Source organism: Sphingomonas sp. BL-S-29 (genome assembly GCF_055521495.1).
Map to the genome: position 1 here is coordinate 1685869 of NZ_CM145482.1, position 22525 is coordinate 1708393.

29 protein-coding genes are annotated in these 22525 nt (G+C 67.4%); 12 read left to right on the forward strand and 17 right to left on the reverse strand.

Annotated features, from left to right (window positions below; genetic code table 11):
• Positions 1 to 52 precede the first annotated feature (52 nt).
• The 6 genes from ACZ1I2_RS08070 (at position 53) to ACZ1I2_RS08095 (ending at position 4819) form a co-directional block, all read left to right on the forward strand.
• Positions 53 to 769, forward strand: coding sequence for a TonB-dependent receptor (locus tag ACZ1I2_RS08070; protein ID WP_465174474.1), 717 nt, complete (start codon positions 53 to 55; stop codon positions 767 to 769).
• A 20-nt stretch (positions 770 to 789) separates the two neighbouring features.
• Positions 790 to 1557: a hypothetical protein gene (locus ACZ1I2_RS08075; protein ID WP_465174473.1), complete on the forward strand. Its 768-nt coding sequence runs from the start codon at positions 790 to 792 to the stop codon at positions 1555 to 1557.
• 340 nt (positions 1558 to 1897) lie between these two features.
• Positions 1898 to 2131: a hypothetical protein gene (locus tag ACZ1I2_RS08080; RefSeq protein ID WP_465174472.1), complete on the forward strand. Its 234-nt coding sequence runs from the start codon at positions 1898 to 1900 to the stop codon at positions 2129 to 2131.
• A complete protein-coding gene (locus tag ACZ1I2_RS08085; RefSeq protein WP_465174471.1) occupies positions 2131 to 3072 on the forward strand; it encodes a hypothetical protein in 942 nt (313 codons plus the stop codon). The genes ACZ1I2_RS08080 and ACZ1I2_RS08085 overlap by 1 nt, the downstream gene beginning before the upstream one ends.
• A gap of 116 nt (positions 3073 to 3188) precedes the next feature.
• A complete protein-coding gene (locus ACZ1I2_RS08090; RefSeq protein ID WP_465170190.1) occupies positions 3189 to 4274 on the forward strand; it encodes an LLM class flavin-dependent oxidoreductase in 1086 nt (361 codons plus the stop codon).
• An 86-nt stretch (positions 4275 to 4360) separates the two neighbouring features.
• On the forward strand, positions 4361 to 4819 hold the full coding sequence (locus ACZ1I2_RS08095) for a PA2169 family four-helix-bundle protein (protein ID WP_465170189.1): 459 nt from the start codon (positions 4361 to 4363) through the stop codon (positions 4817 to 4819).
• A 47-nt stretch (positions 4820 to 4866) separates the two neighbouring features.
• Here ACZ1I2_RS08095 and ACZ1I2_RS08100 read toward each other — a convergent pair whose 3' ends face one another.
• From ACZ1I2_RS08100 to ACZ1I2_RS08110, 3 genes are all read right to left on the reverse strand, one after another.
• Entirely contained in the window at positions 4867 to 5358 is a 492-nt protein-coding gene (locus tag ACZ1I2_RS08100) for a hypothetical protein (protein ID WP_465174470.1), read from the reverse strand.
• A 295-nt stretch (positions 5359 to 5653) separates the two neighbouring features.
• Positions 5654 to 7012 carry an aminotransferase-like domain-containing protein gene (locus ACZ1I2_RS08105; RefSeq protein ID WP_465174469.1) on the reverse strand — a complete coding sequence of 453 codons (1359 nt, stop codon included), beginning with the start codon at positions 7010 to 7012 and terminating at the stop codon, positions 5654 to 5656.
• Positions 7005 to 7445: a DUF983 domain-containing protein gene (locus tag ACZ1I2_RS08110; protein ID WP_465174468.1), complete on the reverse strand. Its 441-nt coding sequence runs from the start codon at positions 7443 to 7445 to the stop codon at positions 7005 to 7007. Before ACZ1I2_RS08110 ends, ACZ1I2_RS08105 begins: the two co-directional genes overlap by 8 nt.
• Before the next feature lie 120 nt (positions 7446 to 7565).
• Here ACZ1I2_RS08110 and ACZ1I2_RS08115 point away from each other — a divergent pair, with 120 nt between their 5' ends.
• Positions 7566 to 8141, forward strand: a complete 576-nt coding sequence (locus ACZ1I2_RS08115; protein WP_465174467.1) for a hypothetical protein — start codon at positions 7566 to 7568, stop codon at positions 8139 to 8141.
• Position 8142: 1 nt separating this feature from the next.
• On the opposite strand, the gene ACZ1I2_RS08120 is transcribed toward ACZ1I2_RS08115, so the two are convergent.
• The 6 genes from ACZ1I2_RS08120 to ACZ1I2_RS08145 all read right to left on the reverse strand — a co-directional run bounded on the left by ACZ1I2_RS08120 (position 8143) and on the right by ACZ1I2_RS08145 (position 12637).
• Entirely contained in the window at positions 8143 to 9204 is a 1062-nt protein-coding gene (locus ACZ1I2_RS08120; protein WP_465174466.1) for a Ca2+-dependent phosphoinositide-specific phospholipase C, read from the reverse strand.
• Positions 9205 to 9231: 27 nt separating this feature from the next.
• Positions 9232 to 10107 carry a glutathione-dependent disulfide-bond oxidoreductase gene (yghU, locus tag ACZ1I2_RS08125; RefSeq protein WP_465174465.1) on the reverse strand — a complete coding sequence of 292 codons (876 nt, stop codon included), beginning with the start codon at positions 10105 to 10107 and terminating at the stop codon, positions 9232 to 9234.
• Positions 10108 to 10192: 85 nt separating this feature from the next.
• A complete protein-coding gene (locus ACZ1I2_RS08130) occupies positions 10193 to 10588 on the reverse strand; it encodes a hypothetical protein (RefSeq protein ID WP_465174464.1) in 396 nt (131 codons plus the stop codon).
• A gap of 9 nt (positions 10589 to 10597) precedes the next feature.
• On the reverse strand, positions 10598 to 11428 hold the full coding sequence (locus tag ACZ1I2_RS08135) for a TIGR02587 family membrane protein (RefSeq protein WP_465174463.1): 831 nt from the start codon (positions 11426 to 11428) through the stop codon (positions 10598 to 10600).
• Between the two features lie 94 nt (positions 11429 to 11522).
• Positions 11523 to 11945, reverse strand: a complete 423-nt coding sequence (locus ACZ1I2_RS08140; RefSeq protein ID WP_465170180.1) for a hypothetical protein — start codon at positions 11943 to 11945, stop codon at positions 11523 to 11525.
• 92 nt (positions 11946 to 12037) lie between these two features.
• Positions 12038 to 12637 carry a DUF4126 domain-containing protein gene (locus ACZ1I2_RS08145; RefSeq protein WP_465174462.1) on the reverse strand — a complete coding sequence of 200 codons (600 nt, stop codon included), beginning with the start codon at positions 12635 to 12637 and terminating at the stop codon, positions 12038 to 12040.
• 101 nt (positions 12638 to 12738) lie between these two features.
• Here ACZ1I2_RS08145 and ACZ1I2_RS08150 point away from each other — a divergent pair, with 101 nt between their 5' ends.
• The 3 genes from ACZ1I2_RS08150 (at position 12739) to ACZ1I2_RS08160 (ending at position 14876) form a co-directional block, all read left to right on the forward strand.
• Positions 12739 to 13041, forward strand: coding sequence for a hypothetical protein (locus ACZ1I2_RS08150; RefSeq protein ID WP_465170178.1), 303 nt, complete (start codon positions 12739 to 12741; stop codon positions 13039 to 13041).
• A gap of 59 nt (positions 13042 to 13100) precedes the next feature.
• Positions 13101 to 13523, forward strand: coding sequence for a glycine zipper 2TM domain-containing protein (locus ACZ1I2_RS08155; RefSeq protein WP_465170177.1), 423 nt, complete (start codon positions 13101 to 13103; stop codon positions 13521 to 13523).
• A 126-nt stretch (positions 13524 to 13649) separates the two neighbouring features.
• Positions 13650 to 14876 carry a hypothetical protein gene (locus ACZ1I2_RS08160; protein ID WP_465170176.1) on the forward strand — a complete coding sequence of 409 codons (1227 nt, stop codon included), beginning with the start codon at positions 13650 to 13652 and terminating at the stop codon, positions 14874 to 14876.
• Here the strand turns inward: ACZ1I2_RS08160 and ACZ1I2_RS08165 are convergent.
• A complete protein-coding gene (locus ACZ1I2_RS08165; RefSeq protein WP_465174460.1) occupies positions 14831 to 15511 on the reverse strand; it encodes a TMEM175 family protein in 681 nt (226 codons plus the stop codon). The genes ACZ1I2_RS08160 and ACZ1I2_RS08165 overlap by 46 nt on opposite strands.
• 109 nt (positions 15512 to 15620) lie before the next feature.
• On the opposite strand from ACZ1I2_RS08165, the gene hslV reads away from it, so the two are divergent.
• The gene (gene hslV / locus ACZ1I2_RS08170; protein WP_465174459.1) at positions 15621 to 16175 is read left to right on the forward strand and encodes an ATP-dependent protease subunit HslV; all 555 of its coding nucleotides are present in this window, start codon (positions 15621 to 15623) and stop codon (positions 16173 to 16175) included.
• Positions 16176 to 16304: 129 nt separating this feature from the next.
• On the forward strand, positions 16305 to 17603 hold the full coding sequence (hslU, locus tag ACZ1I2_RS08175; RefSeq protein WP_465170173.1) for an ATP-dependent protease ATPase subunit HslU: 1299 nt from the start codon (positions 16305 to 16307) through the stop codon (positions 17601 to 17603).
• A 3-nt stretch (positions 17604 to 17606) separates the two neighbouring features.
• On the opposite strand, the gene ACZ1I2_RS08180 is transcribed toward hslU, so the two are convergent.
• Genes ACZ1I2_RS08180 through ACZ1I2_RS08210 form a run of 7 tightly spaced genes read right to left on the reverse strand, consistent with a single transcriptional unit; the run spans position 17607 to position 22207 of the window.
• Positions 17607 to 17990: a hypothetical protein gene (locus tag ACZ1I2_RS08180; RefSeq protein ID WP_465174458.1), complete on the reverse strand. Its 384-nt coding sequence runs from the start codon at positions 17988 to 17990 to the stop codon at positions 17607 to 17609.
• Positions 17990 to 18382, reverse strand: a complete 393-nt coding sequence (locus ACZ1I2_RS08185) for a hypothetical protein (protein ID WP_465170171.1) — start codon at positions 18380 to 18382, stop codon at positions 17990 to 17992. Before ACZ1I2_RS08185 ends, ACZ1I2_RS08180 begins: the two co-directional genes overlap by 1 nt.
• Positions 18383 to 18429: 47 nt before the next feature.
• Positions 18430 to 19164, reverse strand: a complete 735-nt coding sequence (gene gloB, locus ACZ1I2_RS08190; RefSeq protein ID WP_465174457.1) for a hydroxyacylglutathione hydrolase — start codon at positions 19162 to 19164, stop codon at positions 18430 to 18432.
• The gene (locus ACZ1I2_RS08195) at positions 19161 to 20216 is read right to left on the reverse strand and encodes an NAD(P)H-dependent flavin oxidoreductase (protein ID WP_465174456.1); all 1056 of its coding nucleotides are present in this window, start codon (positions 20214 to 20216) and stop codon (positions 19161 to 19163) included. Before ACZ1I2_RS08195 ends, gloB begins: the two co-directional genes overlap by 4 nt.
• A gap of 1 nt (position 20217) precedes the next feature.
• A complete protein-coding gene (locus tag ACZ1I2_RS08200; protein WP_465170168.1) occupies positions 20218 to 20634 on the reverse strand; it encodes a VOC family protein in 417 nt (138 codons plus the stop codon).
• Positions 20635 to 20693: 59 nt separating this feature from the next.
• Positions 20694 to 21476 (reverse strand): tetratricopeptide repeat protein, encoded by a 783-nt coding sequence (locus ACZ1I2_RS08205; RefSeq protein ID WP_465174455.1) that lies wholly within the window; start codon positions 21474 to 21476, stop codon positions 20694 to 20696.
• Positions 21473 to 22207 (reverse strand): alpha/beta hydrolase, encoded by a 735-nt coding sequence (locus ACZ1I2_RS08210; RefSeq protein WP_465174454.1) that lies wholly within the window; start codon positions 22205 to 22207, stop codon positions 21473 to 21475. The genes ACZ1I2_RS08205 and ACZ1I2_RS08210 overlap by 4 nt, the downstream gene beginning before the upstream one ends.
• Positions 22208 to 22525 lie beyond the last annotated feature (318 nt).

Sequence of the window (22525 nt, forward strand, 5' to 3'; positions counted from 1 at the left end):
CGCGCCGAATCGACCGACCCTCCTCCCGGGAGAGACGATGATGAGACCAGGGATGAGACCAGGACTTTTTCTGGCGGCCGCGATCCTTGGTGGGGCCGCCGTTCCGGCCCTTGCGCAGGATGCGCCTGCACCGCCCCCCGGGCTGGGTGAAGTCGTCGTTACCGGCAACCGGCTCAACGCCCGCTATGCGCAGCAGGACCGCCCGGTCGTCGGGCTCCGCCGGCAGGCGGACGCCGCGGTGCTGCAGATCGCGGTCGCGTCGGACTCGCGCGACGAGGCGACCCGCAAGCGCGAGATCCACACCATGGTGCTCGCCGCGCTGGATCGTGCCGGGGCCGCGGGGGTCGAGCTGGTCACGGGCGGCTTCGAGCTGGTTCCGGTCACCAGGGCGACCTATCAGGATCTGCCGTTGGTCTCGGCCGGGCGCGTCGATACAAGCCAGGCGACGCTCATGGTCAAGGTCAGGCTGGCCGGGTCGATCGCCGATGCGGAAAAGCGCCTCGATGCCTTCATCAAGAGCGTGCCGCGCTCGGGCCGCGGCACCGTGGACAAGTCGGGCGCGCTGGCGCTCACCATCGTCAATCCGGATCAGTATCGCGACGCCATCGTGCAACTGGTGGCGGACAATGCCCGCCATTATGCGGCGATGTTCGGCCCCGATTATGCCGTCCAGGTCAGCGGCGTGGACGGCCAGGTTTCCTGGTCGCAGGTGAGCGGCACCGACGTGTTCCTCTATGTGCCCTATCGCTACATGATCCTTCCCAAATGATGCCGGTCGGGAGAAGAGCCATGAAAGCCTTTGCCTGTGCGGTGCTCGGCTGCCTGGTCTTCGTCGCCGGCCCCTCGTTCGCCCAGGATGGGGGCGGTGAGATCGTCGTCACCGGCCAGCGTATTTCCGCCCCCGGCTCCATCGTCCGCCCGCCGCCGGTGATCGGGCTGAAGCGCATGGCGGATTCGGCCGTGCGCACGATCGAGATCGTGTCGGATTCGCGCGAGGCGGACATGCGCAAGCGCGAGGTCCAGGCCATGCTGCTCGACGCGATCGACCGCGCGAAACGCGACGGGTTCAGCCTCGTCACCGGTCAGTTCGAGCTGGTCGAGGTCACGCGCGCCAACTGGCAGGACCGGTTTCCCGCCCTGGCCGGCAAGGCCGATGCGACCGACGACGAGGATGACGACGATGACGGCGACAAGCCGCCGCCGGGGTTCGAGGATGACGGCAGCATCGCGACCGTGCATCTCAAGGTGAAGACGAAGCTGGAAGGCTCGATCGGCAACGCCCAGCAAAAGATCAACGGCTTCGTCAAATCCGTGCCCGCCACCGGCCGCTCGCAGATCGCGCAAAAGGGCCAGCTCGCGCTCACCATCATCAACCCGGAGCAATATCGCGACGACATCTATCGCCGCATCGCCGCCGGCGCCCAACACGCGCTCAGCTTTTACGGGGCGGACTATGGTCTCGACGTCACCGGTCTGGATCAGGCCATCGCCTGGCAGCAGGTGAGCAATACGGAGCTGTTCCTGTACATCCCCTATGGCTTTTCGGTGAGGAAATAGGGGATCGTCCGGCACCCGCAAAATACCGGGCCCGTGCCGCGCTTGATTCAACCGTGCCGCCCGGGCGCTTATAAGCCGCCATGCGAACCCGAAGGGCGCACCGCTGTTTCTCATCGCCGGCAAAGATCCACCCGCCAGCAAGGGCGTCGCGACCCGCGGCGCGCTCCGGCGCATTAAGATTCACGCGAAGACGCGAAGACGCGAAGACGCGAAGCAACTATCCAGGTGATTGTCCCGTCCGGTCTCCAATTGCCGGACACATCTTCTTCGCGCCTTCGCGCCTTCGCGTGAATCCAATTCGATGCTATGCCGGGGCTCCTGATCCGTGGGGGAATGGGCGATGAGCGGGAATGCCTTGGACGACTCCGGTTTCTTGGCAAGGTTGGTGCGGCGTGTGCTGCGTTTTTTCGGCATCAGGCCGAAGCAGCGGCAACAACAGCAACAACAGCAACAACAGCAACAACAGCAACAGCAGCAACAGCAACAACAGCAGCAGCAGCAGCAGGAGGAATGGGCCCCGGATAGCGCGCCGATGGCCGGGCCGCACGGGTCCGGCACGTCTCCCGACGATTGATGAAGCTGCCGTTCGACATCGCAACCAAGCTCATCCTCCGTCTCGTTCTGCCGGGGGCGCTGTTTTCCGCGATATTGTGGCCGCTCATCACCGCCGCGCTGGCCACGCTCCGGGTCACCGTGGCGGAAAGCGTCAGCTTCCCGGTCGCGATCCTCTGCCTCGGCTGGCTCACGCTCCTGCTCGACATGCCGATCTACATGGTGTTCGAGGGTCGGCGCTACTGGCCCGCCCGGCTCTGCGCCTGGGGCGTCGCCTGGCAGCAGCGCCGCCTCGCGCGCCTGCGCACGCGCGCCGATGCGCTCGACCGCGCCGATCCGCGCTGTACCGAGCTGCGCCTGATGATTCGCGAATATCCCGCGGGGTCCGACGGGGTCGAACGCGCGCTCTACCCCACGCGCATGGGCAATCTGCTCAAGGCCTTCGAATCCTATCCCGACCGGAAATACGGGCTGGACGGCGTCTTCGCCTGGTATCGCCTCTGGGTCTCGATCGACAAGGATCTGCGCGGGGAGCTGGACGACCAGCAGGCGATCGTCGACAGCGCCATCTATGCCAGTTTCGGCCTGGCGCTGGCCGCGCCGGTCTGCGCCGCCTATGCCGCGACCGGCTGGTTGACGGGCACGCGCTATCTCACGGTGCTGCCCCCGCCGCCCGCCTTGCTCTGCCTCGCCCTGCTCGCCCTGGTGATGAGCTGGGCGCTCTACCACATTTCTCTTCACGCCCAGGCGCAATATGGCGAATTGCTCGCCGCGCTGTTCGACCAGCATATCGGCAAATTGCAATTCACCCCGCTGCTCGAGGACCTCGCGGAGAAAATGGACGATCCCGGCCTGCTCGTCGCCGATCGCCGCACGATGAACCGCGCCGCCGTCCGCTTCCTCAAATGGCACCGCCACCGCAACCCCGGTGAGACGGTCAACCGCATCGTCGAGGGCTGGTAACACGCGGCCATTGCCGCGGCCCGTCCACACCTTCTTTCCGCCCCCGCATTCACCCTGTTGCGCTCCGGCAGCTTAATTCCTATCAGATCGATAGGAATACTCCAGCAAGGTGCGTCATGAGCAGCGATTCCGAATTCCTCTGGTACATCCCCAATCAAATCGGCGCCGGCCATCGCGGCGACACCACGCCGGCGGGCGCCAGCAGCCTGGACACGCTGACCGAGCACGCCAAAGCGCTCGAGGATCATGGCTGGAAGGGCGCGTTGCTCGGCACCGGCTGGGGGCGGCCCGATACCTTCACCCTCGCCACCGCGCTCACTGCGCGCACCACCAGCTTCGAGCCGCTGATCGCCATCCGCCCCGGCTATTGGCGCCCGGCCAATTTCGCCTCGGCTGCAGCGACGCTCGACGATCTGAGCGGCGGCCGGGTGCGTATCAACATCGTGTCGGGCCAGGACAATCTCGCCGCCTATGGCGACAGCGAGGGCGATCAGGCGCAGCGCTACGCCCGCACCAGGGAGTTCATGCAGCTCGTCCGCCGCCTCTGGACCGAGGAGGAGGTGACCTATGCCGGCGAGTATTTCCGCGTCACCCGCTCGACCGTGGCCCCGCGCCTGCAGGCCCGCGGCGACCGGCGCCATCCGCGCTTCTATTTCGGCGGCGCCTCCGCCGCGGCCGAGCGGGTCGCCGCGACCGAGGCCGATGTCCAGCTCTTCTGGGGCGAACCGCTCGACGGCGTGCGCGAGCGGATCGATCGGCTGAAGGGGCTGAGCAGGGATCTCGACCGCAATCTCCCGCCGCTCGAATTCGGCCTGCGCATCACCACCCTGGTGCGCGACACCACCGAACAGGCCTGGGCCGATGCCGAGGCCAAGGTCGCCGAGATGGCGAAGGGCGAGGGCAGGGGCTGGAACGACCACCGGACCTGGGTCGCGACCGGCCAGCAGCGGCTGCTCGATCTCCATGCGCGCGGCGAGGTGCTCGACGACAATCTCTACACCGCGCCCGGCAAGTTCGGCGGCGGCGGCGCCGGCACCACCTGGCTGGTCGGCTCGGCCGCCGATGTCGCCGCGTCGCTGCGGAAGTACGAGGCGCTCGGCATCACGCATTTCGTGCTGTCGGACACGCCCTATCTGTCCGAGATCAGGCGCCAGGGCGATCAGCTCCTGCCGCTGCTGCGGCGCGTGCTCGTGCCCGCTTGATCTCGATCAGCGAGAAAAACCCGCGCTGATACGGCCCCATTCTCCGGCGTGCGCGTTCAGTCCGCTCACGCAATCAGGAGCTCTCCATGACTGAGACCAGCCACGACATCCGCACGCTCAACGGCCTGATCGCCACGACGCTCGACAGCGTCGACGGCTATACCGAGGCAGCGAAGGACGCCGAGAACAGCCGTTACGGCCAGCTGTTCACCGCCCGCGCGACGGAGCGCCGCCAGGTCGTCTCCGCGCTCCAGGCCGAAGTATCGCGCCTCGGCGGCAATCCCGAGGATGATGGTACGCTACTCGCCGGTGCGCACCGCGCCTTCCTGAACCTGAAGGCCGCCGTCACTGGCCAGGACGACGCGGCGATCGTCAACGAGGTCGAGCGCGGCGAAGATCATATCAAGGCGAAGTTCGAATCCGCCCTCGACGATCAGGACCTGTCCGCCGGGACGAAATCGGCGATCCAGACTGCCTATGGCTCGGTTCGCGCCGGCCATGACGAGATGCGCGATCTCAAGCACGCGCTCCAGGCCACCGGCTAGACCCTTCGGCGGCGGCGTGGTTCATGTCCGCGCCGCCGTCGATCCTCTTATACCCGACAACCCTTGGCCCGTTGCAGGCCGCGCAGGAAGCCGCGGCGCGCAAAGCCCGCGTCGAACGCCGCATTCAGCCGCCGCTCGGCCGGCGCTGCGCCGCTCACTTCGCGCACGAGCCCGCGGAACGGGATCAGCGAATTGACCACTGCCTCGCCGCCGGCCTTGGCGAGGTTGCGCTTCTTCGGCGTACCGTCGGCATCGAAATCCGGGCCGAGCACGCCGGTCAGCGCCGAGATCGAGCTGGCGATCTGCCGGCAGGTACCGGCGCCGCGCGTTGTGTAAGGCGCCTCGCTCACCTGGACGAGCAGCGGCGGGATCTTGGTCTTCGCCACGCCCACGTCGCGCGCCGGTTGCGAGACGATCCGCCCCGCCTCTTGCTCGGTCGTTCTGTTCTGCTGCGCCTGGCCCGCGCTTGCCGGTGCCGCGATGCCCGCGCACGCCGCGGCGAGTGCCGTTGGCAGGATCCATGCTGTCCGTATCGTCATTGCCGTAAGACTCCTATGGGCGAGATTGCGGCCCACCCCCGCCGCGCCAAAGCGGGAGTATACCCGGCCGGCGCCGCCACGAAACCGTCGCTCGTGATCGGCTGTGCCAAAACGCTCCAACACACCGCGCCTGTTTTGTGTCCGCGTTCCCCTCATGGACTCGCGATTAGGCTACGCCGGAGCGGCGGGCGATTTGACTCATCGCCCAGCAAGGGCGCTGCCGACCTTGATTCAACCCTTCCGCCGCACGCGCTATCCGGCCTTCATGCAATCAGGCTGTAATCGATCGTGTTCGTCAGACCAGCGGGAGCGCCTTGCCGAGCGGTTGGCCGAGATGCCCGTGCAGGACGCGCAGCGCCCGCGCCAGCCGCTCCCGGTCGAGCAACCCGCCCAGCGACACGCGCACTGCCTGGCTATCGTCGCGCCCCACCGCGAAGCTGCCCGAACCCACCACCGGCAGACCGAGCGGTCGCATCGCTGCGGCCAGATCATCGGCGCGGAGATGGCCGGGCAGGGGCAACCACAGATGATAGCCCTCGCCCGCGCGCCCGCCGGCCAGGCCGAGCAATTCGTCGGCCAGCTGCCCCCGCCACGCGATCTCGCCGCGCATCGCCGCGACCAGCCGCTCGAACGTCGCGTCGCCGATCCACCGAGTCACCATCGCCGCGTTGAGCGGCGGCGCCATGATCGCGGTCTCGTGCACGTCCGCGGCGAGGCGGATCGCGCTGCCGACGCTTGGCGTGCGGACAAAGGCGACGCGCAGCGCCGGCGTCACGATCTTCGACAGGCTCGCGACATACCAGCAATGTTCGGGGGCGAAGGCAGCGATCGGCGGGACGGGATTGCGGGCGAGCAGCCCATAGGCGTCGTCCTCGATCACCTGCAGGTCATGGTGCCGCACCACCTGGGCGATCGCCTCGCGCTCGGCCGCGACGATGGTCGCGGTGGTCGGATTGTCGTTGGTCGGCACGACATAGAGCGCGCGTACCGGATGCGTGCGGCATGCCACATCGAGCGTCGCGGCGTCGATCGCTTCGAGCGGCAGCAGGATCAGGCCCAGCCGTTCCGCCAGCGCCTTGAAGCCGGGATAGACGAACTGCCCGCACGCCACCATGTCGCCCGCGCCGAGCGTGGCGGTCAGGATCGCGTGCAGCGCATTCTGCCCACCCGCCGTCACGATTACCTGCTCTTCGCCACTCGCCAGGCCGCGCCGGGTCAGCAGCGCGGCGCCGGCGGCGCGGTCCTGCGCCGCGCCACCCGCCGGCGCATATTGCAGCCACGCCATCTCGGATCCGGCGAGCAGCGCGGCCGATGTCTCGGTGATCGCCCGGCTCAGCAGTCCGCCCGGAATCTCCGGCGGCATGTTCATGCCGGTATCGACCAGCGGCGGCGGCACGATCGGCTCGTGGATCGCGGCGACGAAGCTGCCCGCGCGTCCGCGCGCCTCGATCAGCCCGCGCCGCCCGGCCGAGTCATAGGCCCTGGTCACCGTGGTCAGGTCGACGCCCAGCCTGGCGGCGACCTCGCGCTGCGGCGGCAGCCGGTCGCCCCGGCGCAGTTCCCCGCGTGTGATCGCCGCGTCGATCGCATCGGCGATCGCCTGATATTTGGCGCCGCTGCTCCGCGCGAGATCGGGCAGCCAGGTGTCAGTCATCGAAATTCCCGGCGCCTTCCTCCGGCGTGCGGCCGTGCAGCTTGTTCCACAAGGCGCCGGTGCCCGCTTCCTGCGCCCGGTTCACATATTGCGAGGCGACCAGCCATCCCTTGATCGGCCGGAGCGGCAACAGGCACCCGACCACCATCAGCGGAATCGATGTCACCAGATGCACCCAGAGCGGCGGATTATAGACCACTTCCATCCACACCAGCAGGAAGGTCAACGGAAAGGCGACGATGCATAGCGAGAAAAAAGCCGGGCCGTCATCCGGCGCGGCGAACCGGTAATCGAGGCCGCACACTTCGCATTCCTTCGTCACCTTCAGCCAGGACGTGAACATATGCCCCTTGCCGCAGCGCGGGCACAGGCCCTTCCACCCGGCCTTCAGGATCCAGCGGAACCTGTCCGAGTCATTTTCCAACCGCATCATCGTGCATGCTTTCTGTATCCATACAACAACCCATACATAGTACGGGTCGTTCACGGAATCCAGTGGTCGCGCGATTGCCCACGGTCGCGCGATCTGCCACCTTCCTGCACGAGGACGCTCATGGCCAATGATCTCTTCCTGCACGTTCGCGTCATCGTGGGGGTGATCCTCGGCCTGAGCGTCAGCCGGCTGCTCCTCGGCCTCGCCGCCTTTGTCGAGCATCCCGGCAGGCGGAAGCTGAGCATCGTCCATCTCGGCTGGGTTGCCTGGGCGCTGCTGTCGGTCATCGGCTATTGGTGGTGGGAATTCCGCCTCAGCCACATCACTGACTGGACGTTCGGCCGCTATCTCTTCATCTTCGCCTATGCGTCCTGCTATTTCCTGATCTGCGCGATCCTCTTCCCCGGCGATCTGGACGGCTATGACGGGTATGACGAGTATTTCCTGTCGCGCCGCAAATGGCTGTTCGGCCTGATCGCGCTGACCTTCTTCCTCGATATCGGCGATACGCTGCTGAAAGGCGTGGCCTATTTCGAGGCGAATGGGCTGATGTACTCAGCCCGCGCCCTGCTCTCGATCCTGGGCTGCGCGCTCGGCGCGGTCACCGCCTCGCGCCGCGTCCAGCTCGGTCTGGTCGCTGTGGCCATCCTCGGCCAGCTCGGCTTCTTCTTCGTCTATTTCGACAGGCTCGGCTGACTCAGCGCTTCTCCAGGCGCCCGGCCGGACAATCCGCCGCGCGCCGCACCGGGTTGCACCGCGCCGTCAACCCGCCCGGCAACCGCACCTGATAGCCGCCGGCGAACCGCGCATCGGGCCACAGATAATCGGTCGAGACATAATGCGCCCCGCTGGCGAAGGCCGCTTCGCGCCGCTTGGTGTCGTTGACCCGCGCTTCCTTGGTATCGGCATCCGCCCGCGTCCGCACCAGATAGCCCGCCGCGACGTCGCGGCGGATGCGATCGCCCTCGGCAACCGGATCGTTGATGGTAAGATAGGCCGCCGCTGGCGAGTCCTCGTCAGTACTGATGAAGAACACCCGCCCCTCAAGCGACTTCCGCGCGCCGCGATAGCCCGCCACCTTCTCCGGCGTCTCGTCGAGCGTGAACAGGAAGCGGCCGCGCGCCCTGTCCAGCGTCGGCCAGTTGCCCGCGCGCACCGCGTCGCGCAGCGTGGGATATCTGCCCTGAACCTCGTCCGGCACGATCAGCTTCGTCACCGGCATCACCGAACGGATCTCGGCATCGAGCGCATCCCACGCCGCCGCATCGAACGGAAGCGCGTCGATCCCGCCGCGCCACGCATTCTTCTCGTCCTTGGCGTTGAACATCAGCATGATCGGCACGTGCCCGGGATGCTTGTCGGACCAGCGCAGGATGATCCGCAGGCACTCGGTCAGCAGCACGCAGCTGCTCGAATTGTCGATGCCCGGAATGTGCAGCACCTTGAACCCGGGCTGCAGCAGCTTCGGGTCGTTCGATCCCTTTGCGTAGAAGCCGCCCTTGGGATCGTAATTGACGTCGATCTCCAGCTGCCGCGCGCCCGCGTCGAGCTGCTCGGCCAGCGGCCGGTGCGCATAATCGAGCATCTCGGCGATCGGCACGCTGACCGCCCGCACCTTCGCCATGGTCTCGGCCGGCATCGCCAGCTTGTAGCTGTTGTGCGTGCCGACCACGCTCACATCGTTCAACCGCAGCGGCGCCGGTTTCGGGGCAGGGGGTGGCTCCGCCGCCGCGAGCAGGGCGATCAGGGGAAGGATCATCTGTGTCTCCGGGCCGGAGAGCACCGACTACTCCGTCGGCGCGAGCTTGTCCTGCGTCTTCGTCAGGAAATCCGCCGCATCGTGCCGCTCGTGCAGCTGGCTCGCCGGATCGCCCATCACGCGGTTGACCATCCGCCCGCGCGCCACTGCCGGCCGCGCCGCGATCTGGTCGGTCCAGCGCTGCAGGTTCTTATAGTCCTGCACCTGCAGGAATTCGCCCGCATCATAGGCCAGGCCCTTCGCCAGCGCGCCATACCAGGGCCAGGTCGCGATGTCGGCGATGGTATAGGCGTCGCCGCCGAGATATTCGTTCTCGGCCAGCCGCCGGTCGAGAACGTCGAGCTGGCGCTTCACTTCCATCGCATAGCGATCGATCGCATATTCGATCTTGATCGGTGCATAGGCGAAGAAATGGCCGAAGCCGCCGCCGAGGAAAGGCGCGCTGCCCATCTGCCAGAACAGCCAGGACAGGCACTCCGCGCGGGCCGCCGTCTCGGTCGGCAGGAATTCCCCGAACTTCTCGGCGAGATGCATCAGGATCGCGCCGGATTCGAACACGCGGATCGGCTCGGGTCCGCTGCGGTCCATCAGCGCGGGGATCTTGGAATTGGGGTTCACCTCGACGAACCCGCTGCCGAACTGGTCGCCCTGGTTGATGCGGATCAGCCAGGCGTCATACTCCGCGCCTTCATGGCCCAGCTCAAGCAGCTCCTCGAGCATGATCGTCACCTTCACGCCATTGGGCGTGCCCAGCGAATAGAGCTGGAAGGGGTGCTTGCCGACCGGCAGGTCCTTGTCATGCGTCGCGCCGGCGATCGGCCGGTTGATATTGGCAAAGGCGCCGCCATTCTCCTTGTTCCAGGTCCAAACCTTGGGGGGCGTGTACGCAGGCGTATCGGTCATGCTGGGCTCCTCACTATCGCGCAGGAGATAGTTGCTTTCGGTCGCGTAACCAGTGCGGCTCGAAATAAACCGTGCCGCGTTCGGGTCAGGGGGTCTGGAACCCCAACGCCCGCACTTCAAGGTCCGCCTTGCGCGGGTCTTCGTGGAAGAACAGCCCGCCCGTCGCCTTGCCCTTGCCGGGCACATAATCAATCGTCGCGCCGCTCGTCTCGATCTCGGCACCGCCCGCTTTCAGCACGCCTTCGATCTCCACCGCAGCGGCAGTCCCGTCAGTGCGGTTGCGCGCTTCGAACGAGACGACATAGCCCGATGCCGCCGGCGCCACGTCGGTGACCGCGACCTCGATCTGCGGCAACTGCGCCGCCTCGCCGTTCAGCGCCTCGCGTCCGATCACCGCGATCAGGAACAGCAACAGCACCGCGCCGATGCCGGCGGCGATCCACTCGAGCGGGGGCGTGTCGATCTTCTTCGTCCCGGCCATCGCCGACTCCTATACGACCAGCCGGGCCACGGCCGCGCCGATCGCCGCCGGGAAGCCGAGCACCACTACCGTCGCGGCGATTGCCCCGATCTCGCCGCCGTCCACCCGTCCGAAGGTCCATAGCGTGTAGAAGCTGACCAGCAGCGCGATGGCGTAGCCAGGCACGGTGTAGATCAGGAAGCGCCGGTCGAACCCATAACCTTCGGGCGCCTGTTCCTGCCCGGCAAAGCCGACCGAGAAGACCAGGGCATGCAGCAGCGCCAGCGACGCGGCGATCAGCGCCAGGCTATGCCACGGCGTCATCTTGAAGCCGATCAGGATCATTTCCTCGGTCGGCGCGACGTTGAAGGCGAGGAATAGCGCGCCGGCCATCATCAGGAACAGCTGCCCGGCATAGCCGGCGGAGCGCGCCTTATGCTCCGCATCCTCGTCGCTCTCGCCGGCGCTGAGCTGCTTGCGCGCGATCATCGCGCCGAAGCTCGCCGGCACGCTCTGGATTGCGATCATGCCGGCCATTTCGTCGATCGGCATGGCGGGCTTGAGCACTCCGAACAGCGCCAGCACCGCAGCCGATGCAATGATCCCGACGCCATACGCCGCCAGCCCGTCGAGCATATCCTCCACCAAGGTCGAGGTGCGCTCAAACCCGCCGAAGCGCGACAGGACGACCAGCACGACGAAGTTCAGCACCATGAACAGCAGCAGCCGCGCCGGATGCGTGTAGAGGCCGAGCGACCACATCTCCATCGTCATCAGCAGGGGGAGGCCGAACAGGATCGCCCCGGCAAAGGCCCGCGCCAGGCCGTAGACATAGTCGCGGTTGGGCGTGGCGGCGGTCATGCGGTCCTTCGGACTAATCGGCCATGGTGATCCGGCCGTTTATACGATCGTCTGCCGACACTCGTTCTGTACACGCAACGGGCGCTCCGCTGCCTCACCAGTAGTTGGCGGGGTCGGGCGTCGGCGCCTTGCAGGCGCGATTGCTGCCATGCTTGCAGGCATAAACCTGGCGGCGCCAGTCGCGCATCGCGTCGGCATAGGCACGCTCCTGGCGATCGGCGATGCGGGCGTCGCGCGCGACTTCGCGGTGATGCGCGCGCAGGGCTTCGCGATAGGCGGCGAGATCGGCGGCGTATTGCGTGTCGGCACTCGCCTGCGTGTCGGCATTGACCTCGGCGACGGCGCTCTGGCGGGCGGCGGCCTGCGCCGCGACATCCTGGTTGGCGGCTGCCACGTCCGGGCTGTTGACGTCCTTCTCCGCGCCGGACGTGGCAGGGGCGGGCGGCGCGGTCTGGGCGGTTGCCGTGGCGGCGCTGCCCAGCAGGGCAAGCGCCAGTGCGATGCTTTTCGTTTTCATGATCCAACTCCGTACACGGGGCCAGCTAAACGGATGCGCGAGGTCACTGTTCCCTGTGCGCACCGCCTGGCGTCCCGCCGGACCTGTCGCGATCATCCCGCCGGCCGCGTTCCTCGCCGCATCGCCCAGCGCAGCGCGCGGCGCAGCATCAACAGCGTCGCGGTGGCGCCCGCCAGCAGCAGCAGCGCCACGCCGATCGCGATGACCGGATTGGCCAGCGCCAGGATCAGCAAGCCGCCCGTCGCCACATCCTCGGTCGTGGACACCAATATATTGCTCACGGGTTCGGGGCTCGCATTGACCACCGCGCGCGTGCCGGCCTTCGCGCTGTGAGTCAGCAGTGAGGCACCGCCGCCCAGGATGAGGGCGATCACCTGCCATTTGGGATCGCCGGGGTCGACGATCGCCAGGGCAAGCAACGCCCCGCCAACGGGGCGGATCAGCGTGTGGACCGCGTCCCAGGCACTGTCGATCCACATCACTTTGTCCGCCAGGAACTCGGCCAGCGCCGCCACCCCCGCGACGCCGATCACCCAGGGATTGGCCAGGATGTCGAGTTGATGGAGGTGCGCAGGCAGGGCGAGCCAGCCACTGTGCATCGCGACGCCGGTGGCAAAGATGCAGAGATAGAGCCGCCAGCCCGATAACAGGCTGACGCTCGCAGCCAGGCCGAGGATCTCCGCTACGCCCATGACGCGAGGATCACATGCCGCGTGCCGGTACGCAACCGTCGGAACACGATGCCAGACCGCCCGTTGATGCCGCAACATCCTCAACCAGCATGGGAAAGATCATGGCGCCGCGAACGACGAGCAAAGCCAAACCAAAGCCGCCGATCGGGCGCACCACCGCCATCTCGCTCGGCGCCGCGGCGGTTGCGATCGGCGGGGTGCTCGTCACCCTTCTGGCGCGGGGCCGCAGCTATGCCGCATCGGCCGAGCATGCAGCGCCCGATCTTGCGCTCGACCAGCCTCATCCCGGCCCGCAAGACCGCGCGCCGCTCGCCTTCCGCCCGGATCCGACGGCGGCGGTCACACCCGGCGAACGTGAAGCGCTGCGCCCGCCATCGGGTTTCCCGTCGATGACGACTCACTAGGATTGCAACCATCCTCGTGCCTGCCGCGTTGCGCAGGCATAACGAAACGGGAGAGTGATATGCGTACCATGACCCTCGGCCTGCTGGCCGCGGCTACCCTCAGCGCCGGCCTTGTCTCGGGCTGTACAAGCTATGGCGACGAAGGGGTCGATCCCCGTTATCGTACATACCGGCAATATGATTATAACCGGCCGGACCCCCAATATAACGGCTATTATGCCGACCGGTATTATCGCGATTCGCCGCGCTATCGGGAACGCCGCCTGTCGCGTAACGACCGCGTTTATCGTGGTCAGGACGGCCGTTATTATTGCCGCCGCTCGGACGGCACGACCGGCTTGCTCGTCGGTGCGGCGGTGGGCGGCCTGCTCGGCAACATCATCGCGCCGGGCGGTTCCAAGACGCTCGGCACCTTGCTCGGCGCGGCGGGCGGCGGCGTTGCCGGCGCCTCGATCGACGCCAACAACACGCGCTGCCGTTAACTGACGCGCCGGGCGCGGCCGTGCCGCGCCCGGCCACGTCGCGTTCCTCCTAGCGCGCGATCGGCGGCACCTCTATCAAGTCCCGGTCCGGCCCCATATCGTCGGGGCTGGTTACCGGGGGGAACGATGGCCGATCTTCCAGCGAAGGCAGAACCGCGGGCGATGGTGCCGCAGCCCCGGGGCGGCGCGCTCGCCTCGATGAAACAGCGCTCGGCCGAGCTTTGGGGCAGGACCCGGACTGGTCTTTCCGAAGGGCTGCAGACCGCCGGTGCCACGATCGAGAGCGTTCATCGCCGCCTCGTGCTGGTGGTTGCCGCGATGATCGCGCTGCTTGTAGCGGGCGCCCTCTTCCGCAGCCTCGGCCTGCCGCAGCTCAACTATCTGCTCATCGCGATTTTCGGTGTCGGCGCGCTCTATGCCTTTCTCAACCCGATCCATGTCGTCGGCATGCTGCTGGTCAGCGGTGGCGTCGGCGCGGTGCGTGGGGTGGACGGCGCTCGCGATGCGCTGATCGGTTACGCGAAGCTGCTAGGCCGGGTCATCCTCGCCTTTCTCGTGCCCCTGCTGTTCTTTGCGCTCGCGCCGGGCGACCGCTCGCTCGGCACTTCCCTCACTTTCCTCGTGCTCGCGCCGGTCGCGGTGCTGGTCGTCTGGCTGTTCGGCCGCGTCGCGCCGAAGGTGGAGCGGGCGGTGTTCGTCGTCATCCCGCTGGGCGCGCTGCTGCTCGCCGCCGCCAACATGCTGATCCCGCAGCATGTGCTGGCGGCCGTCGGCGTGCCTGCCTGGCTCCGAGCGGATCGGCCCCAGGACGAGGAGCTGGCGCGGCTCGAGACCCTGATCGAGAAGCGCAGGAATGAGCAGCGCGCGGCCGAACTGCGCGCGATCAGCGCGAAGATCGAGGCCGGGGAAAAACTGACGCCGGAGGACGAGGCGATCGTCGCCGCCGCCCAGGCCGACCGGGTCACGCTGACCGGCTGGATCGGCAAGAATTACGACGCGGCGCTCGCCGGGATCGGTGAACGTGTCGCGGCCCAGCGCCAGGCCGCCGCCGTGGCCAAAGCCGCGCGGGTCGTGCCGCCGCCGGGCCTGGTCCGCCTGCCGGACCGGGGCTGGTCGCTTCCGGTCGCGGTACCGCCCGGGTTCAGATTGTGCCCCCTGGCCGATCGCGGCGCGCGTAGTTACCGGGCGCAATGCCACCTGCGCGGTGCGTCAGATGGGCTGTGGTATGCAGCGGACTCGGATCGCTGCGAGCCGGCCGTCATCGACCGCGCCCGTTTCCGCAGCCGTGGCAGCGCGCAGGACGTCCGTTATCGCTTCGTGGCGCTTGCCGGCTCCTGCGCCGGTCCGGCATGATCGGCGCCGGTAAAGTGCAGTCGGGTCCGGTGCTGCAGCAGGATACGCCATAGCGGGATGGTGATCAGCGCGATCTGGCTGAAGCGCGGATCGACGAAGCACAACAGCAGCGCGCAGGCGGCACCCAGCATCACTGACCAGCCGCGCACGCGGGTCAGCGCTACGGTCAGCGGTTCGGCGTGCTCGCTGACCACTGGCGCGGTCGTCACCATCCGGTTGAGGCGGACGTTGAGCAGCCCGCAGACGATCAGGGTCAAATCGTAGAAGACATGCGGCACCAGCGTGCCGAGATTGCCCGCCATGAAGGCCGTGGCGAAGGGCATGAAGACGATCGCACAAAGAAAGGCGAGGTTGGGTCCAAGCAGCGCGTCGCGGTAATGCGCGGCGAGGCAGAAGGCGCGGTGATGCCCGGCCCAGAAGGCGGCGATCACCCAGAAGCTGACGAAGAACCCGAAAAAGCTCGGCAACAGATGCTCGAGCGCGACGAGATAGTCGTAAGAGGTCGATTCCGGAGGGAGACGCGGGACATGAATCTCGATGATCAACAGGGTGATCGCGATCGCGAACACCGCGTCCGAGAAGAAGACGAGCCGCTCCAGCGCATGCTCGGGTCCGCTCGAATGCTTCATCTCCATTGCTTTCCCCCAGGTCGGTGCCGCTCTTATCGGGCAAGCCCATGCTGCGGCGCAACGCCAAAAACAGGCCCGGATTGCGCACCCGCTTTCGCCATCCCATATGCGCCCCATGAGTGGAAACGACACAACGTGGCACGGCACGACAATTCTCTCCGTGCGCAAGAATGGACGCGTCGTCGTCGCCGGAGACGGCCAGGTGACGCAGGGCCAGACCGTGATGAAGCCCAATGCGAAAAAGGTCCGCCGCCTCGGTGACGGATCAGTGATCGGCGGTTTCGCCGGCGCGACGGCCGATGCCTTCACCCTGTTCGAGCGGCTCGAGCGCAAGCTCGAACAGCATCACGGCCAGTTGCTGCGCGCGGCGGTCGAGCTCGCCAAGGACTGGCGGACCGACAAGTATCTGCGCAACCTGGAGGCGATGATGATCGTCGCCGACAAGGACGTGACGCTGATCCTCACCGGCAATGGCGACGTGCTCGAGCCCGAGGCCGGCGTCGCCGCGATCGGATCGGGCGGCAATTATGCCCTCGCCGCGGCGCGCGCGCTGGTCGATTATGAGGAAGATGCCGAGACGATCTGCCGCAAGGCGATGAAGATCGCGGCGGATGTCTGCGTGTACACCAACGAGCGCCTCACGGTCGAAAGCCTGGACAGCGCGACCTGATCCTTACTCCCCTCCCGCTTGCGGGAGGGGCTGGGGGAGGGGCTGTCCTCCCCCGATCCTTTCATGGCTGACAAGCCCTCCCCCGACCCCTCCCGCAAGCGGGAGGGGAGTTGAGAAGAACCCAGAAGAATGAACGAAGCACTTACCCCCAAAGCCATCGTCGCAGCCCTGGACGAGCACATTATCGGCCAGAAGGACGCCAAGAAGGCGGTCGCGGTCGCGATGCGCAATCGCTGGCGCCGCCAGCAGCTCGGCAGCGATCTGCGCGACGAGGTCACCCCCAAGAACATCCTGATGATCGGCCCGACCGGCTGCGGCAAGACCGAGATCAGCCGCCGCCTGGCCAAGCTGGCCGATGCGCCCTTCGTCAAGGTCGAGGCGACCAAGTTCACCGAGGTCGGCTATGTCGGCCGCGACGTCGAGCAGATCGCCCGCGACCTGGTCGAGGAAGCGATCCGGCTGGAAAAGGAACGCCGCCGCGTTGCGGTGAAGGACAAGGCCGAGGAAGCCGCGCTTGCGCGCCTGCTCGATGCGCTGACCGGCAAGGGCGCCAGCGAGGCGACGCGCGAGGCGTTCCGCCAGCGCTTCCGTGACGGCCATCTCGACCAGACCGAACTCGAGATCGAGCTGGAGGCCCAGGCCCAGATGCCGTTCGAGATTCCTGGCGGCGGCGCGCAGATGATCAATCTCGGCGAGATGATGGGCAAGGCGTTTGGCGGCGGCGGCCAGATGAAGCGCCGCAAGCTGACCGTGCCGGCGGCCTGGGAGAAGCTGGTCGAGGAGGAAGCCGACAAGCGGCTCGACCAGGACGAGGTCAGCCGTATCGCGCTCGCGGATGCCGAGGCGAACGGGATCGTCTTCCTCGACGAAATCGACAAGATCGCGGTCAGCGACGTGCGGGGTGGTTCGGTCAGTCGCGAAGGCGTGCAGCGCGATCTGTTGCCGCTGATCGAGGGCACCACAGTGGCCACGAAATATGGGCCGATGAAGACCGACCATATCCTGTTCATCGCGAGCGGCGCTTTCCATGTCGCCAAGCCAAGTGACCTGCTGCCCGAGCTTCAGGGCCGCCTGCCGATCCGCGTCGAGCTGAAGGCGCTGACCGAGGATGATTTCGTCGCGATCCTGTCCGACACCAAGGCCTCGCTCACGCAGCAATATGTCGCGCTGATCGGCACCGAGGGCGTGACGGTCGAGTTCACCGAGGACGGCATCCGCGCGGTCGCCAAGATCGCCGCCGAAGTGAATGGCGAGATCGAGAATATCGGTGCGCGCCGGCTGCAGACGGTGATGGAGAAGCTGCTCGAGGAAGTCAGCTTCGACGCCGAGGACCGCAAGGGCGAGACCCTGGTGGTCGACGGTGCCTATGTCGACAAGCAGCTCGCCGTGATCGCCCGCAACACCGATCTGTCGCGGTTCGTGCTCTGAGTCTCAGGGTTTCGGCTTGTCATAGGGCGTGAATTTGCCGAGCCGGCAGATCGGGCCGGGCACGACGCTGCCCGGCTCGGTCGGCCGGAACAGGTCGTTGCGGCACATCTGGCTACCATGCGCCTCGATCACCAGGATCGAGGTCTGACGCAGCGAGGGGCAGTTCGCTTCGAGGTCGTTGCGGTAGATGTGGCGACCGGACCGGTAGAGCAGGGTCTTGTCGTCGATGATCTGCGGCCCGCCGGCGAAGGACCGGTCGATACAGTCAACCGCGACACCCGGCGCGCGCCCGGCGAGCGCCTTGTCGAGATCCTTGCTGCTGTCGGCAGCGGTCGCACAGGCCGCGATCGTCACGGCGGCCAGGCCCAAAGCGGGACGGCGGCGCATCACTTTACCTTCCTGTACGGGGTGAACTCGCCGATCGCGCAGCTGCCGGTCGGGAAGCGCGAGGTCGGATCATAGGTCTGGCCGATATCGCCGCTGCACAACCGCCCCGAGGGGCTTTTGGTCACGAGGATGTCGCCGCGGCCGATCTTCTCGCATCCGCCGCCGGTTTCGGTGCGATAGACCAGGTCACGACCGACCTTGTAGAGGATCGTCGGGCCATACGCCTTGATCGAGGCCGATCCGGAATCGCTGATGCAGGACACCGGCTTTTGCGGGGTCAGCCCGGCCAGGTCGGCGGCCAGCCTGGCCTCGTCGCTGACCTTGGCCTGCGGCGTCGCCGACGCCGCGCACCCGCTCAGGACGACGGCAAGCAAGGGAAACAGGATACGCATGGCATGCTCCTCGATCCGGCGCCCCCGTCATCGCCGATATACCCTAATCAGCCGCGAAAATCATCCTTGGCTGCACGTCTAAGACGGAGCTGTTCGGCGGATTCCGCACGCAGGAAGGGGTTGGTCGCCAGTTCCGCGGCGATCGTCGTCGGCACCGTCGCCTCGCCGCGTGCCCGCGCTGCGTCGACCGTTTCCATCCGTTGACGTATCGCGTCATTGTCCGGCTCGGCGGCCAGCGCGAAACGGCCGTTCGACTGGGTATATTCATGCGCGCAATAGACGATCGTCTCGGGCGGCAGCTCGGCCAGGCGCTGCATGTTGGCGAACATCTGCGCCGCGTCGCCCTCGAACAGCCGGCCGCAGCCCATCGCGAACAGCGTGTCGCCGGTGAACACCACCGCATCGCCCGGGAGATGGAAAATGATGTGCCCGGCGGTGTGCCCGGGCGTTTCCAGCACGGTCGCGACATGATCGCCGATCCGGACCTTGCCGCCCTCGGACAGTTCCACGTCGAGCGTCGGAATCCGCGCCGCTTCGGCGGCCGGGCCGGACACGATCGCTCCGGTCGCTTCCTTGATCGCGGCATTGCCGCCGGTATGGTCGGGGTGCCAATGCGTGTTCCAGATCTGCCCGATCTTCCAGCCGCGCCGGTCCGCCTCGGCCAGCACCGGCGCGGCCTCGGCCGGGTCGACCACCATGGTCTCGTCGGACACGGGATCGTGTACCAGCCAGATATAATTGTCGCTCAGCGCCGGAATGCGGACGATCTCGAGGTCAGTCATGCGAGGCTCCCGATAAGGGCGGCACTGCCCAGGCGGTCGGTAAGGGCAGCGGCCGAGTCGGTACGGGCGAGCGCCACGCCCTGGCCGGCCCAGAGCGGCGAATAATCGCCCCGGCCGTCGTGCTCGGCATGGCTGCGCAGCGGGGCCAGCGCCGCGCTCGAATAGGGGAAGGGCGGGGCAGCATCGCTGACCGGGCCAATCGCCTCCATCAGCTTGTTGCGCAGCCCGCGCGCGAGGCCGCCCGAGAACAGATTGGTGAAGATGCTGTCGTCGGCCGTCGCCGTCTCCATCGCGCGGCGCTGCACCGCGCTCGGCCGGGCTTCGGGCGTGCGCAGATAGGCCGTGCCGACCTGCACCGCGGCCGCGCCCAGCGCGATCGCCGCGGCGACGCCGCGCGCATCGGCGATGCCGCCCGCCGCGATCACCGGCACATGCACCGCATCGACGATCTGCGGCACCAGCGCGATCAGCCCGACCGGGCGGTGGCCCATCAGGAAATGCCCGGCATGGCCGCCCGCCTCGAACCCCTGCGCGATCACCGCGTCGCAGCCACGCTCTTCGAGGTAGCGCGCCTCGGCGACATTGGTCGCGCAGCCGAATATCAGCGCGCCGGTCGCCTTCACACGCTTGAACAGGTCCTGATCGGGCAGGCCGAAATGAAAGCTGACGATCTCGGGCCGGACGGTGTCGACGGCCTCGGCCATCGCCGCGTCGAACGGCCGGCGCAGCGGCGGCGCGCCGGTCGGCGGTGCGACGCCTTCCGCGATATAAAAGGGTTCGAGACTCGCCCGCCACACCGTCTCGTCGGGGGGCGGACCCATGTTATGACAGAAGAAATTGAGGTTGAGCGGCCCGCTTGCCGCCGCGCGCACCGTGGCCGCCTGCGCGACCACGGCATCGGCATCGAGCACCGCGCAGGGCAGGGATCCGACCCCGCCCGCCGCCATCGCCGCGATCGCCAGGTCGGTTCCGGCGAAATTGGCCATCGGCGCCTGCACGATCGGCAGGCGCGCGCCGGTCATGGCCAGGAAGGCGCGGGTCGCCGCGCCCATCTTACCAGACGCCGGTATTGGGCATCGACACCCAGGGCTCGGCCGGCGGCAGGTGACCGTCCTGGAGCAGCTCGACCGAGATATTGTCGGGGGTGCGCACGAACGCCATGTGCCCGTCGCGCGGCGGGCGGTTGATCGTCACGCCGCCGTCCATCAGCCGCTGACAGGTCTCGTAGATATTGTCGACGCGGTAGGCGAGATGCCCGAAATTGCGGCCGCCCGAATAGTCCTCCGGGTCCCAGTTGTGCGTCAGCTCGACCTCGGCTTTCCCCTCCTCGCCCGGCGCCGCCATGAAGATCAGGGTGAAGCGGCCCTGCTGGCTGTCCATCCGCCGCACCTCGTTCAGCCCGAGCAGGTTGAAGAAACGGATCGTCGCGTCGGGATCGGTGACGCGGATCATCGTGTGCAGATACTTCATCGGCGTGCCTCCTTGGTCCCCGCGCGAGATAGGCGCGCAGCGCGAGGCTTGCCAGTGCCCTATTGCTTCGCCGGCGTCGTTGCCGGCGCGTCGAACTGCTTCAGCGCATTGCGGGCATTGCGCGCCGCCTCGCTCTCCGGCTTGAGTTTCGCGGCCTGATTCCACGCCGTCTTGGCCCCCGTCTCGTCGCCCAGGGCGGCGGCGATGTTGCCCGCTTCGAGCTGGACCGAGGGGTCGTCGCCGGCGAGCCGGATCGCCTCGGCGATATCCTTCTTCGCGCGCGGCATGTCGCCGGTCCGTCGCGCCAGCGTCGCCGACAATAGCCAGCCGAGCGGATCGGCCGCGGCATCGACCAGGGCATGGTCGAGATCGGTGCGCGCATCGGCCAGATCGCCGCTCGCGACAAAGGCGCGGGCACGGTCGAGATTGGCCTCGCCGCGCTGCATGCCCTGAAGCGTGCCCGAGGCCAGCGCGGCGTTGAGCGCACCGCGTGCCTTCATCGCTTCGCCGCCCGCCAGCCAGGCATTGCCCGCCTGCGCCCAGTAATTCGCCGCGCGCTTGTCCCGCACGATCTCGCCGCCGCGCGCCGCGGCCTCGAACTCCGCCGCGGCGGCGGTCCAGCGCGTCTGGTTGGCATAGGCGATGCCGAGGCATTGATGCGACAGGAAGCCGCCGCCATCGCGCTGCCAGCGCCCGGCCTCATCCTCGGCCGCGCGCGGATCGCTTTCGGCGAGATCGACGCACCGGTCGAAGCGTTGCTCGACCGGATCGGGCGGGCCGGAGACCTGGCCGGGGACGGGGGCGGCACTTTGGGCGGCAAGCAGCAACAGGGGCAGGATCATAAGCGCTGAATCACATCCTCGACCGCCCCGATGAGCAGCGCGATATCCATATCGCGCGACAGGCGGTGGTCGCCGTCCTTGACGAGCATTGTCTGCACATCGGCTGAACGCAGCAGCTCGGCGAGCCGGACGGTGCGGTGCCAGGGCACGTCGGGATCGGCCTGGCCCTGGATCAGCCGCACCGGTCCGTCGAACGGGATCGTGCCGGACATGATCCGGTTGGCCTCGCCCGATTGCCAGAAGCGCGCGGTATAGACGGTCGGCTGGTTCGAATAGATGGAGGGCCGCTCGATCCGGCCGTGCTGCAGCAGCGCCAGCTTCTCGTCGGTGGTGAAGCCCCAATCAGTGAAATCCGGCGCGGGCGCGATTCCGACCAGCCCGGCCACCCGGTCGGGCCGGGCCAGCGCGGCGAGCAGCATCAGCCACCCGCCCATCGACGACCCGACCAGCACGACCGGCCCGGTGACGGCCCGGTCGATCATCTCGAGGACGTCGTCGCGCCAGCCGGCCAGCGTCTGATCCTCGAACGCGCCCTGGCTTTGTCCGCAGCCGCCATAATCGAAGCGCAGGAAGGCGCGGCCTTCCTCCTTCGCCCAGGCCTCGAGCGCGAGCGCCTTGCTGCCGGTCATGTCCGAGGCATAGCCGGGCAGGAAGACGATCGCCGGGCCCGCGCCCTCGGTCAGGTGATAGGCGAGGGCGGGGCGGACGGAGATTGGCGCGGGATCAGTCATGAGGCCCCTTATACCGACTGCCTTGCGCCGTGGAGGGAAAGTCTTGGTCGGGGCATAGCGCCGGCACTGAAATCGTTGAATCGAGCACCGGCCCTGTCGGACCCATCGTTGCCGCGGGGAGATATGGGACACCAGCATGTCCCATATCTTTTTCCCGGGTATTTAATATTATCGTTATATATCAGTATGTTGTCGATAAGGGGCGACGACACGTTCCGGCCGACGGCTTCAGAACCGGAACCCGCTCGCCCCTTTCCGATCCGGATCCGCCGGCAGATCGATCGCAGGCTCGCTTGTTCCTGCGGCGTCAGGATCGGC

What these genes read in the sequence shown, in the direction of transcription:
- ACZ1I2_RS08150 (WP_465170178.1), top strand. Translation starts at nt 12,739, where the DNA reads ATGGCGCCGCGAACGACGAGCAAAGCCAAACCAAAGCCGCCGATCGGG.
- ACZ1I2_RS08200 (WP_465170168.1), bottom strand. Translation starts at nt 20,634, where the DNA reads ATGAAGTATCTGCACACGATGATCCGCGTCACCGATCCCGACGCGACG.
- yghU (WP_465174465.1), bottom strand. Translation starts at nt 10,107, where the DNA reads ATGACCGATACGCCTGCGTACACGCCCCCCAAGGTTTGGACCTGGAAC.
- ACZ1I2_RS08070 (WP_465174474.1), top strand. Translation starts at nt 53, where the DNA reads ATGAGACCAGGACTTTTTCTGGCGGCCGCGATCCTTGGTGGGGCCGCC.
- ACZ1I2_RS08135 (WP_465174463.1), bottom strand. Translation starts at nt 11,428, where the DNA reads ATGACCGCCGCCACGCCCAACCGCGACTATGTCTACGGCCTGGCGCGG.
- ACZ1I2_RS08205 (WP_465174455.1), bottom strand. Translation starts at nt 21,476, where the DNA reads ATGATCCTGCCCCTGTTGCTGCTTGCCGCCCAAAGTGCCGCCCCCGTC.
- ACZ1I2_RS08105 (WP_465174469.1), bottom strand. Translation starts at nt 7,012, where the DNA reads ATGACTGACACCTGGCTGCCCGATCTCGCGCGGAGCAGCGGCGCCAAA.
- ACZ1I2_RS08085 (WP_465174471.1), top strand. Translation starts at nt 2,131, where the DNA reads ATGAAGCTGCCGTTCGACATCGCAACCAAGCTCATCCTCCGTCTCGTT.
- ACZ1I2_RS08115 (WP_465174467.1), top strand. Translation starts at nt 7,566, where the DNA reads ATGGCCAATGATCTCTTCCTGCACGTTCGCGTCATCGTGGGGGTGATC.
- ACZ1I2_RS08180 (WP_465174458.1), bottom strand. Translation starts at nt 17,990, where the DNA reads ATGCGCCGCCGTCCCGCTTTGGGCCTGGCCGCCGTGACGATCGCGGCC.
- ACZ1I2_RS08080 (WP_465174472.1), top strand. Translation starts at nt 1,898, where the DNA reads ATGAGCGGGAATGCCTTGGACGACTCCGGTTTCTTGGCAAGGTTGGTG.
- ACZ1I2_RS08145 (WP_465174462.1), bottom strand. Translation starts at nt 12,637, where the DNA reads ATGGGCGTAGCGGAGATCCTCGGCCTGGCTGCGAGCGTCAGCCTGTTA.
- hslU (WP_465170173.1), top strand. Translation starts at nt 16,305, where the DNA reads ATGAACGAAGCACTTACCCCCAAAGCCATCGTCGCAGCCCTGGACGAG.
- ACZ1I2_RS08120 (WP_465174466.1), bottom strand. Translation starts at nt 9,204, where the DNA reads ATGATCCTTCCCCTGATCGCCCTGCTCGCGGCGGCGGAGCCACCCCCT.
- gloB (WP_465174457.1), bottom strand. Translation starts at nt 19,164, where the DNA reads ATGACTGACCTCGAGATCGTCCGCATTCCGGCGCTGAGCGACAATTAT.
- ACZ1I2_RS08110 (WP_465174468.1), bottom strand. Translation starts at nt 7,445, where the DNA reads ATGATGCGGTTGGAAAATGACTCGGACAGGTTCCGCTGGATCCTGAAG.
- ACZ1I2_RS08100 (WP_465174470.1), bottom strand. Translation starts at nt 5,358, where the DNA reads ATGACGATACGGACAGCATGGATCCTGCCAACGGCACTCGCCGCGGCG.
- ACZ1I2_RS08075 (WP_465174473.1), top strand. Translation starts at nt 790, where the DNA reads ATGAAAGCCTTTGCCTGTGCGGTGCTCGGCTGCCTGGTCTTCGTCGCC.
- ACZ1I2_RS08095 (WP_465170189.1), top strand. Translation starts at nt 4,361, where the DNA reads ATGACTGAGACCAGCCACGACATCCGCACGCTCAACGGCCTGATCGCC.
- ACZ1I2_RS08195 (WP_465174456.1), bottom strand. Translation starts at nt 20,216, where the DNA reads ATGGGCGCGGCGACCCGCGCCTTCCTGGCCATGACCGGCGCGCGCCTG.
- ACZ1I2_RS08165 (WP_465174460.1), bottom strand. Translation starts at nt 15,511, where the DNA reads ATGGAGATGAAGCATTCGAGCGGACCCGAGCATGCGCTGGAGCGGCTC.
- ACZ1I2_RS08185 (WP_465170171.1), bottom strand. Translation starts at nt 18,382, where the DNA reads ATGCGTATCCTGTTTCCCTTGCTTGCCGTCGTCCTGAGCGGGTGCGCG.
- ACZ1I2_RS08155 (WP_465170177.1), top strand. Translation starts at nt 13,101, where the DNA reads ATGCGTACCATGACCCTCGGCCTGCTGGCCGCGGCTACCCTCAGCGCC.
- hslV (WP_465174459.1), top strand. Translation starts at nt 15,621, where the DNA reads ATGAGTGGAAACGACACAACGTGGCACGGCACGACAATTCTCTCCGTG.
- ACZ1I2_RS08210 (WP_465174454.1), bottom strand. Translation starts at nt 22,207, where the DNA reads ATGACTGATCCCGCGCCAATCTCCGTCCGCCCCGCCCTCGCCTATCAC.
- ACZ1I2_RS08140 (WP_465170180.1), bottom strand. Translation starts at nt 11,945, where the DNA reads ATGAAAACGAAAAGCATCGCACTGGCGCTTGCCCTGCTGGGCAGCGCC.
- ACZ1I2_RS08160 (WP_465170176.1), top strand. Translation starts at nt 13,650, where the DNA reads ATGGCCGATCTTCCAGCGAAGGCAGAACCGCGGGCGATGGTGCCGCAG.
- ACZ1I2_RS08130 (WP_465174464.1), bottom strand. Translation starts at nt 10,588, where the DNA reads ATGGCCGGGACGAAGAAGATCGACACGCCCCCGCTCGAGTGGATCGCC.
- ACZ1I2_RS08090 (WP_465170190.1), top strand. Translation starts at nt 3,189, where the DNA reads ATGAGCAGCGATTCCGAATTCCTCTGGTACATCCCCAATCAAATCGGC.